Origin of the sequence: Ruegeria sp. HKCCD8929 (assembly GCF_013031405.1) — a bacterium.
Lineage (GTDB): Bacteria > Pseudomonadota > Alphaproteobacteria > Rhodobacterales > Rhodobacteraceae > Ruegeria.
This window is the reverse complement of record NZ_WPZY01000001.1, coordinates 562,703-571,855: the sequence shown is the minus strand read 5'-3', so window position 1 is coordinate 571,855 and position 9,153 is coordinate 562,703. Positions and strand designations below refer to the sequence as shown.

General features: G+C 62.7%; 9 protein-coding genes and 2 pseudogenes. 5 read left to right on the top strand and 6 right to left on the bottom strand.

Translation table 11 applies throughout. The features are described from left to right. The 3 genes and pseudogenes from GOX53_RS02595 to GOX53_RS02585 all read right to left on the bottom strand — a co-directional run. A pseudogene (locus tag GOX53_RS02595) lies at positions 1-435 on the bottom strand (IS5 family transposase); the annotation flags it as partial. Between the two features lie 121 nt (positions 436-556). Then, positions 557-1,749, bottom strand: a pseudogene (locus tag GOX53_RS02590) (DUF932 domain-containing protein). 89 nt (positions 1,750-1,838) lie between these two features. Continuing rightward, positions 1,839-2,927 (bottom strand): site-specific integrase, encoded by a 1,089-nt coding sequence (locus tag GOX53_RS02585; protein WP_171173418.1) that lies wholly within the window; start codon positions 2,925-2,927, stop codon positions 1,839-1,841. A gap of 113 nt (positions 2,928-3,040) precedes the next feature. Here GOX53_RS02585 and dusA point away from each other — a divergent pair, with 113 nt between their 5' ends. The 5 genes from dusA to GOX53_RS02560 all read left to right on the top strand — a co-directional run bounded on the left by dusA (position 3,041) and on the right by GOX53_RS02560 (position 7,355). Further along, positions 3,041-4,030, top strand: coding sequence for a tRNA dihydrouridine(20/20a) synthase DusA (gene dusA / locus GOX53_RS02580; protein ID WP_171173417.1), 990 nt, complete (start codon positions 3,041-3,043; stop codon positions 4,028-4,030). A 35-nt stretch (positions 4,031-4,065) separates the two neighbouring features. After that, complete coding sequence (locus GOX53_RS02575; RefSeq protein WP_217351630.1) at positions 4,066-4,908, top strand: aminoglycoside phosphotransferase family protein; 843 nt, start codon at positions 4,066-4,068, stop codon at positions 4,906-4,908. Positions 4,909-4,981: 73 nt separating this feature from the next. Continuing rightward, a complete protein-coding gene (locus GOX53_RS02570; protein WP_171173416.1) occupies positions 4,982-5,809 on the top strand; it encodes a sulfite exporter TauE/SafE family protein in 828 nt (275 codons plus the stop codon). Continuing rightward, entirely contained in the window at positions 5,803-6,588 is a 786-nt protein-coding gene (locus GOX53_RS02565) for a hypothetical protein (RefSeq protein WP_171173415.1), read from the top strand. Before GOX53_RS02570 ends, GOX53_RS02565 begins: the two co-directional genes overlap by 7 nt. 38 nt (positions 6,589-6,626) lie before the next feature. Next, a complete protein-coding gene (locus tag GOX53_RS02560; RefSeq protein ID WP_171173414.1) occupies positions 6,627-7,355 on the top strand; it encodes an STAS/SEC14 domain-containing protein in 729 nt (242 codons plus the stop codon). A 131-nt stretch (positions 7,356-7,486) separates the two neighbouring features. On the opposite strand, the gene GOX53_RS02555 is transcribed toward GOX53_RS02560, so the two are convergent. The 3 genes from GOX53_RS02555 to GOX53_RS02545 all read right to left on the bottom strand — a co-directional run bounded on the left by GOX53_RS02555 (position 7,487) and on the right by GOX53_RS02545 (position 9,150). Continuing rightward, entirely contained in the window at positions 7,487-8,221 is a 735-nt protein-coding gene (locus GOX53_RS02555) for a hypothetical protein (protein ID WP_171173413.1), read from the bottom strand. 226 nt (positions 8,222-8,447) lie between these two features. Further along, entirely contained in the window at positions 8,448-8,804 is a 357-nt protein-coding gene (locus GOX53_RS30255; protein WP_371810236.1) for a DUF1428 domain-containing protein, read from the bottom strand. 115 nt (positions 8,805-8,919) lie between these two features. Next, entirely contained in the window at positions 8,920-9,150 is a 231-nt protein-coding gene (locus GOX53_RS02545; RefSeq protein ID WP_171173411.1) for a DUF1289 domain-containing protein, read from the bottom strand. Positions 9,151-9,153: the final 3 nt, after the last annotated feature.

Genomic DNA, 9,153 nt, shown 5'->3' with positions numbered 1-9,153 from the left:
CAGCGGATATGAAGAAACGGATGGGGCGTCCGAGGCTGTCGGTAACGGCGTGCAGTTTCGTATTCATGCCACCCTTGGTGCGCCCAACCAGCCTGCCGCGCCCCCCTTTTTCAACCGCAGGCTGGAAGCCGTGCGGTGCGCTTTGAGGTATGTTGCGTCAATCATGATCGTCTTGTGATCCGTGCCATCGGCAGCCAGCCCGGTCATGACCCGAGCGAATACACCCATATCGCTCCATCGTTTCCAGCGATTGTATAGCGTCTTTGGCGGCCCATATTCACGTGGCGCATCGGACCAACGTAACCCATTGCGGTTGATGAAAATAATCCCGCTCAGTACACGACGATCATCAACCCTCGGCTTGCCATGGTTCTTTGGAAAGTAAGGCTGAAGCCGCGACATCTGCTCTTCGCTCAGCCAGAATAGATTGCTCATGATATACCCCTGAAACTCAGGGGCTTGAATCACGCAGCCGAGTTGACGGCAACCAATTTAATGGGCCCAGAACCTAAGGAGCGATGGGCCGGAACGGGCAGGTCCGGAAAGCGCGCAGCGCTTATGACATACGCTCCATGAGGTGTTTGGCCTTGCCCTCAATTGCCAGTCGCGCATCTTGCTGGGGCTTCGACCGGGCCACCGCCGTGATCCCCTGCACGAAATCGAAGATGCTTTCGGGCGGGTGACCTTCTTCAGCCACCACGGTCTCGATGATCTTCGAGGTGTCCACCTTTGAGAACCCGCGCTGGCGCAGGAAATCGGTTCGGCCCTCATCCGTCCGCGCAGCAATGCGCTCGCGGGAGGCTCGAATGCCCTCAATGAAGGGCGCGGGCGAGGAATTTGCGAAGCGGGTCAGAGCGAGTGCGGCCTCATGCGTGAAGCGGGAGGCGGCGTATTTCGAGTGGCGGATATTGATCTCCTGGAAATCCTCGACGCCCCAGAGATTGCGGTTCTGGCAGACGGCCCGCAGGTAGAAGCTGGCGATGCCCAGCGTCTTCGCACCGACTTCGGAGTTCCAGCAATAAAACCCCCGGAAATAGAGGTCGGGCGAGCCGTCCGGCAGATGTCCCGCCTCGATCGGGTTCAGATCGTCAACCAGGAAAAGGAAGACGTCGCGGTCGGAGGCGTAGAGCGTGGTTGTCTCTTTTGTCACGTCGACACGGGGCTCATAGATGCCGGTTGAGCAGTCGAGCACACCGGGCACTTTCCAGCGGTGTCGCCGGTGCCGTTGCCGGCGATGCGCTGCACGGCCGAAACCAGCTCGTGACCGTAGATGCGGCCATAGTCCGGACCAGTCACGGCGCGCAGTTCGGTGCGCCCGTTGGCGACCTCCATGGTCTTGATCTGCTCGGCACGGTGGTTGGTCAGGCCATATTGCAAGTTGATGCCTGCCAGTGGCGCAGGCAACTGGCGCAGATAGGCGGCGGGTGCGCCAACAAGTCTTGAGAGTTGGCCAAAGCTCCAATGTGTCGGCGCAATGGGCGCCTCGGAACTGGGCAGGACCAGCCCCAGACGCTCGGGGTCATCCCGGTGCGCCTCAACCCGAATCGCCGCGCTCTCCACGGTGCGCGTCCGGCTCCGCTCAGCGCGGCCCCTGACCGAGGCGAAGAGGTCATCGAGCGACAGGAACCGCTCGTCATCGGGCCGCGAAAACCACTCCGACGACACGCGATCCACATTCTCGCCGCGTGACACATCCACTTTGTAGCCGCCGCTGATATCACGCCCGGCATCGAAAATCTCGGCATTCATGGGTCATCTCCCGAGACGGGCGGTCAAGAGCCTCTCTCTCGTCCTCAAAACCCGTCACGGGCCGGGACGGCACACCTCTCGCTCTCTGCTTATTCTGCGGCGAGGTATCCAGACGAAACCGGGGAGCGGGTCGCGGCCAGCCGGTGCAGCGTTTCCGGCCGAATATGCGTATAACGGCGGAGCATTTTCCAGTCCTTGTGGCCGGTGACCAACGCAACCTGCTCAATGGCGAAACCGGCCTCGAACAGGCGACTTGTGCCCTCATGTCGCAAGTCGTGGAAATGCAGATCCTTCACGCCGACCTCCACGCGGGCACGGCGGAAGGCTGTTCCGACCGATCTCGAGCTATAGGGGAAGATCCTGCCCTCCACGCTGCCCAGGTCCTTGGCTTGCGTCGTCACCAACGCCCATGCGTCAAACCCGGTAGCGGCAAAGAGCGGGATCCGCTGGTCGTTGCCAGTCTTGTTGCGCGGGTCTTTCCGGTCACGGATGAGGAGCATGCGCTGATCGGCGTCGAGATCGGCCCACTCGGCCCGGCAAATCTCGTCGAGCCGCATGGCGGTCGCAACCGCGAACTGTACGATTGGTGTCATGGGCAGAGTCAATCGGTCGTTATCATCAAAACAACGGAAGAGGCGGTTCAACTCGTCCGTGCTTGGGCGGCGGTCCCGCTCGGTGCCCTTGCCGATCAAACCGAGGCGTTTGAGCGCGACGCGTGCGAGGTCGGCGGATTCAGTCGAGATGTCGAGGCCATGCACAGCGGCCGCATGCGTGAGAATCATCTTGATCACGCCGATATCGATGCCGAGGGTCACCGGACCAGCCCCTTGCTTGGCACGCATGCGTCCGTAGTCGATCAACCTCTGCCGATCGAGGCGCGCGATGCGCTCGGCACCCAGATCGCGCTTCAACGCTGCGAGGGTGGCAGCCTTGCTGCGGCGTGGCGGTTTGCCTACCCCGCATATATCGATTATGTGGAGATCAATGAGATCGCCGAAGGTCTGGAGGCGGGAGACGGACGACTTGTTCGGTGCCAGCCCCTGATCCACCCGGGTCTCCGCTTGACGGGCCCAGCGATGGGCGTCGTCGCGGCGCAGAAATGTATCGCTCGCGTATCGGCCCTTTCGTCTGATCTGGACGCGGTAGGCACCGGAAGGGAGCTTGGTGATGGTGGCCATTTTCGTGTGCGCTGTGTGTGCAATGAGTCGTCGCAGAGAGGCAAATTCGGGGATATTGGGGCGTATTCCAGCGTAGCAGCGTTCGCCACCAACAGTTTGAAGATACACAAAAAATGCAAATAAACCAACACGCTAGACTTTCCGTGGCCCCGATGATGGACTGGACTGACCGCCACTGCCGCTACTTGCACCGGCTGCTCAGCCGCCAGACCCTTCTCTATACCGAGATGGTCACCGCTCCTGCGCTGGTGCGGGGCGGGGCGTTGCATCTGCTTGATCACGACCCCGTGGAGCATCCGGTTGCGTTGCAACTGGGCGGGTCGGATCCGGAGGAACTGGCCAAGGCCGCGCGGTTGGGAGCTGAGGCGGGGTATGATGAGATCAACCTCAATTGCGGCTGTCCGTCGGACCGGGTGCAGTCGGGTACCTTCGGCGCGGTACTGATGAAGGACCCGGCCCGCGTCGCCGACTGCGTGGCGGCCATGTGTGACACGGTTAACGTGGAGGTCACTGTCAAATGCCGCATCGGCGTGGACGATCAGGATCCTGAGATTGTTCTGCCCGATTTCCTAGCCCGCAGTGCTGACGCCGGATGCGAGCGCGTCACGATCCATGCACGTAAGGCGTGGCTGCAGGGGCTCAGCCCGAAAGAGAACCGGGACATTCCGCCGCTGGACTATGACCTCGTACACCGGATGAAACGGCAATTCCCGAACCTGCATATCTCGATCAACGGCGGCATCGCTTCGCTGGCCGAGGCGCGCAAGCATCTCGATGCCGGGCTGGACGGGGTGATGATCGGCCGCGCCGCCTATCACCAGCCTGCCGATATCCTTTGCGCCGCTGATCCCGAGATCTATGGTATTGGACAGGCCACCGATCCCCCGACCGTGGTGCGCCGGATGCTGCCGTATATCGACGCGCATCTGACGGCGGGCGGGCGTTTGCACCAGATCGCCCGGCACATGCTGGGTCTGTTTGCGGGCCGCCCCGGGGCGCGGGCGTGGCGCCGGGCGCTGTCCGAGGGCGCGGTGCGCGACGGTGCAGGGCCCGAACTGGTCGAGGCGGCGCTGGCGCAGGTGCCCGCCACCGTCGCGGCCTGATCGCAGGCAGGGATCGGGTACAGGTAAGTCTCGAATTGGCGCAGCGGCTGGTTGCTGCGCAGTTCCCGCAATTTGTGGACCTTGAAATCAATCCGATCCAGCCGGGTGGATGGGACAATTGCAGCTTTCGTCTCGGGCACGACTACACCCTGCGGATGCCGACTGCCTCGTGCTATGCCGTGCAGGTTGCGAAGGAACAGTGCTGGCTGCCCGGGCTGGCACCGCATTTGCCTCTGCCAATCCCTGAACCGGTTGCGATGGGCAAGCCGGGCGAGGGCTATCCGCATCCCTGGTCCATCCTGCGGTGGATCGAGGGGCAGGACGCACTTCACGCCGATATTGCCGGGGACACGACGCTGGCACGCGATCTCGCCGGGTTCCTCTCCGCGCTGCACCGTGCCCCCGCTGATGATGGCCCACCTGCGGGAGATCATAACTTTCACCGAGGCGGTGCGCTTGCCGTCTACGACGGCGAAACGCAGGCTGCGCTGAACCGCCTCCAAGGCGGTAGACAACGCACGTGCGCCGAGGCGGTTTGGGCCCGGGCGCTTACTTCGCAATGGCCGTGCCCGCCCGTCTGGGTGCATGGCGACATCGCGCCCGACAACCTGCTGATGCACGAGGGGCGGCTTTCCGCAGTGCTGGACTTCGGCCAATGCGGCATTGGCGATCCGGCCTGCGATCTGGTCATCGCTTGGACGGCTTTCCGCGGCCCCGCGCGGGCGGTGTTTCTGGACACAGTCGGCCTGGACAGGAACACCCTGAACCGGGCACGGGGATGGGGGCTGTGGAAGGCTCTGATCTCACTCAACAACCCAGATGTGCAGGTGGTGGCCCGGGCGCAGGTTGCGCTGGCCGAACTCCTGAAAGATGCGTGAAGCGCAAGCCCCGGTCTTGCAGTCGGGCCGCGAACTCACTTACCACTAGCCAAACATCAGACCGGAGTACGACATGACCCCCGATCCCGTAATGCTGGCCCAGATGCTGGGCCTTCTGTTGGTGATCGGCGCCTGTGCCGGGGTCCTGGCCGGGCTGTTGGGCGTCGGTGGCGGCATAGTGCTGGTGCCCGCGTTTTTCTATGCCTTTCAGACGCTTGGCTATGGCGGTTCACAGCTGATGCAGATGTGTCTGGCAACCTCGCTGGCCACGATCATCGTGACTTCGCTGCGGTCTGTCCAGAGTCACAACAAGAAGGGCGCGGTGGACTGGGCCATCCTGCGCGGCTGGGGGCCGGGCATCGCCATCGGCGCGGTACTGGGCGTGCTGGTGGCCTCGGCCCTGCAGTCAGAGGCACTACAGGCGCTGTTCGGCATACTGGGCATCGTCATCGGCGCCTATCTGGGCCTGGGCCGCGCCGAATGGCGGCTGGGCAAGGCAATGCCGGGCGGTGCGCGCCGGGGAGTGTTGTCGCCGCTGGTAGGGTTCATGTCGGTGCTGATGGGCATTGGCGGCGGCAGTTTCGGAGTGCCGCTGATGAGCCTCTACAACACCCCCATCCACCGCGCCGTGGCCACCGCCGCCGGGTTCGGCGTGATCATCGCCGTGCCGTCGGTTCTGGGCTTTCTGTTCCTCCAGATCGCACCGGAAAACCGCCCGCCGCTGACCGTCGGCGCCGTCAATCTGGTGGCCTTCGGCGTGGTCATCGCGATGACCATGATCACCACGCCCTGGGGGGTGAAACTGGCCCATGCGATGGACCCCAAACCGCTCAAACGGGTGTTTGCGGTGTTCCTGACGCTGGTGGCCCTCAACATGCTGCGTAAGGCCTTGGGATGGTAGAGGATTTCCTGACACGCGGCTGGATCAAGTTCCCGCACGACCCGCTTATAGCCGATTGGGTTGCCCATGCGTTGCCCGCCGCGCGCGCCTCGGTCGATGATCCCGCCCATGCCCAGTGGCACGATTGCGAGGGGACATGGTTCATCGGCGTCGATGCGCTGGATAACGATCCGCAGGGCAGGGTGGGCGGCTCGGGCCCGCTCGCCGGGCAGGCGATGGACTTCATCGCCACGCATCTCGGCACGCACCCGCTGCACAAGGGGCAGGTCTCGGTGATCTATCCCGGCTATCCCCGTCCGCGCGCGGGCGAGGGCGAGACGGCGGCCCGCTACCGCGCCCGCCGGGACGCGGCGCATGTGGACGGGCTGAAACCCGCGGGCCCCGACCGCCGCCGCCGGGTGGACGAACCGCATGCCTGGATCCTCGGCCTGCCGCTCACCGAGGCCAGCCCGGACGCCGCCCCGATGGTGGTGTGGGAAGGCAGCCACCACATTCTGGGCGCCGCCTTTGCCGAAGTGCTCTCGGGGCGGCCGCCTGATCAGATGGCTCTGGCCGATGTCACCGAGATCTATCAGACCGCCCGCCGTCGCGTCTTTGACACTTGTAAGCGCGTCGAACTGCCCGCCCGCCCGGGTGAGGCGTACCTGCTGCATCGCCACTGCCTGCACGGCGTCGCACCTTGGGCCGCCACCGCCACCGCCGGGTCCGATGGTCGGATGATCGCCTATTTCCGCCCTGAATTGCCGGGGGGCGTGACAGCCTGGATTGAAACCCCATAACCTCAGGCCAGTGTCGCGAGTATCAGGGGTTGAGAAGCATGATTACCATTACGAAACAAATGGATGGGGCGTTGATCGAGGCCGAGCTTTCCAGAGAGGTCACCAGCGCCGATTACACCGAAACCCTTGTGCCCGCCGTGGAAACCGCACTGGCCGCGCATGACCGCATCCGCCTGCTGGTCATCATGGGGCAGGAGTTCAAAGGCTATGATCTAGGCGCCGCCTGGGCTGACACGCGGCTTGGCCTCGACCACTGGCGCGGTTTTGACCGCATCGCTGTGGTGGCCGATCAGAAATGGGTGCAGACCGGGGTCCGGCTGGCGGCTCCGATTCTGCCCTGCCCGACGCAGGTTTTCGAACTGGCCGAGGTCGAAACCGCCCGCCGCTGGCTACGCGAGTCGCTTGGAGCGGTGCACATGATCGATCTGGGCGGGCCCTGCCTACAGGTGCGGCTCATGGGCAAGCTCGACCCCGAAGTGATTGCCCAGGCCGAGGCTGACCTGGACGCCCACATCCGCGAACACGATCGGTTCCGCCTGCTGCTCGACCTCACCGAATTCGACGGCTGGCAAGGGCTCTCGGCGCTGGGTGCGCATTTCAGCCTGGTGCGTGAACGTGCCGGCATCCCCGAGCGGGTCGCAATGGTGGGCGACAAGGGCTGGCAACACATGGCGCAACGGGTGGCGTCGCGGTTCCTGAACGCCCGGACCCACTATTTCGAAAGTGCCGACATCGAAAGCGCCATGGCCTGGCTCGCGGCCCCTTAGAAAGTGCGGGCAGCACCGGCGGACATTTTGCGTATTTGGAGCAAGAAGAAGCGGGCAGGTCTTTTCTCTTTCCGGTTCCTCTTGCCGCGGATGGGGGCTTGTAAGCGCGACAGGCCGGGTCGCTTCGCTGTCTAGAACAACTTCTTGAAGAACGCCTTGGCGTCTTCCATCACAAACTTCAGTTTCTTGTCGCAAGCCTTTTTCAGCGCCGCCTTTGCATAGATCTGATCGCGCTTGATTTCCTTTTCATGCGCCTGCGCGGTGGCTTTCAGCTTTTTATAGGCATTTGCAACGGCCCTCGGGTGCTTTTCGATACCAGCCTTCATGATCTGCAGGATTTCGCTGCCGGCAGCAGTCTGCGCCTCGGGGATGGCCACGAACACTGCCTTGAGCGCGATCATGGTACCGTCGATGATCTGGTTCATCAGGGTAAAGTTCTTGATGTTCAGATCGCATTTGGTCGTGACCAGCTTCATGTAGGACATCCGTTCGCGCAACTCGTATTCGTATTTCTGCAGCAGCTTGATGTAGATCGTCAGCTCCTTCTCAAAACCCGGGCTATTGGGCCCCTTGGACTTGGCCACCTTCTCCATCCGCTTGCGCGCCTCGGGTGTAGGGTCCGGGATGGGCGGAAACCCTTCTTTTGCCGCGGCCAGCACCTCGGTCTGGGTTTTTGAGAAAAAATCCTTGAGCGGTTTGTACTTGTCCTTGGCCAAGCCGAGGATTTTCTTGGCCTCGGACAGGTTCTTGGGGTCTTTCTTGGCAAAGGCCTTGACCTTGCGCAGGCCGTCCAGGACATCCTGCGCTCCGGTGAGGTATTTATATGCAGTGGCAAGCGTTTCCAATCTGAACAATGCGTCGGGCATGGTGTGCCTCCGGGCGGAAATAAATATGTGGCCCCGAGCGGGCTCAGGACATGAAAAATCAATGCGGGGCCCCAAAAAATAAGCGAGACCTGCCACTGCATGATATTTTCAGTAGCGCTATGCAGGCAAGGTGCAATTGCTCCCGTGACTGCAATCATGGCGGGACACAGGCATGGGGCGCCGCCGGCAGGCATGGCCCCGGTCGCGATGCGGGACGTTTTTCGCCTTATCTTTGTGGGGTTGCATGGATCGGGGTGAACGTGCCGAAGATCAGGCGCGTGGGGTCAAACGGGATATCCTCGGGGATATCAAAGCGCGGATCCGTGCCCATCCGCTTTTCCGCGGCCTCAAGTGTCGCCTTGTCCGGCCAGATCTGCCAGGTGAACACGATCTTCTCCCCGGCTTTTGCGTCGACCGCGCGGCGAAAGTCGGTGTGTTCGCCATCGGACACGTTGTCCTCCCAGCATTCGACGATTTCGAGGCAGCCGTGTTCCCGGAACAGCTTTGCGCCGTTGGCCGCCCACTGACGATAGGCGCTCTTGTTCTCCTCTGGCACGGGGATCACAAATCCAGCGATATACACAACCCACCTCCCTACGCATTCGGGCACGCCGGACGGCGCCGCCGGTAATACGGTAGTGAGTGCCAGTATATCTGAAATCGCGCTAAAGGTCCGGCACTGCACGTCTGGCTGGGTTTTACCGATCCAGCCGCGCCGCCCGGCCACCGCGCCGTTTGGCAAGGCGTGGTTTGCGTGAGGGTAGTTCGTCCATGATCGCGGCACGCTCGGTGCCATCCATCTTGGACCAGCGGCTGATCTCATCGAGTGTGCGGTAACAGCCGGTGCAGATGCGTTCGGTCGGATGCACGACGCAAATCTGGACGCAGGGGCTTTCGATCTCGTCCCGTTTCCAAACCATGTTTGTCATGTC

Bases quoted from the DNA above. Each gene is read 5' to 3' on its own strand.
- GOX53_RS02585 (WP_171173418.1), bottom strand. From the start codon at position 2,927: ATGGCCACCATCACCAAGCTCCCTTCCGGTGCCTACCGCGTCCAGATC.
- dusA (WP_171173417.1), top strand. From the start codon at position 3,041: ATGCAAATAAACCAACACGCTAGACTTTCCGTGGCCCCGATGATGGAC.
- GOX53_RS02570 (WP_171173416.1), top strand. From the start codon at position 4,982: ATGACCCCCGATCCCGTAATGCTGGCCCAGATGCTGGGCCTTCTGTTG.
- GOX53_RS02565 (WP_171173415.1), top strand. From the start codon at position 5,803: ATGGTAGAGGATTTCCTGACACGCGGCTGGATCAAGTTCCCGCACGAC.
- GOX53_RS02560 (WP_171173414.1), top strand. From the start codon at position 6,627: ATGATTACCATTACGAAACAAATGGATGGGGCGTTGATCGAGGCCGAG.
- GOX53_RS02555 (WP_171173413.1), bottom strand. From the start codon at position 8,221: ATGCCCGACGCATTGTTCAGATTGGAAACGCTTGCCACTGCATATAAA.
- GOX53_RS02545 (WP_171173411.1), bottom strand. From the start codon at position 9,150: ATGACAAACATGGTTTGGAAACGGGACGAGATCGAAAGCCCCTGCGTC.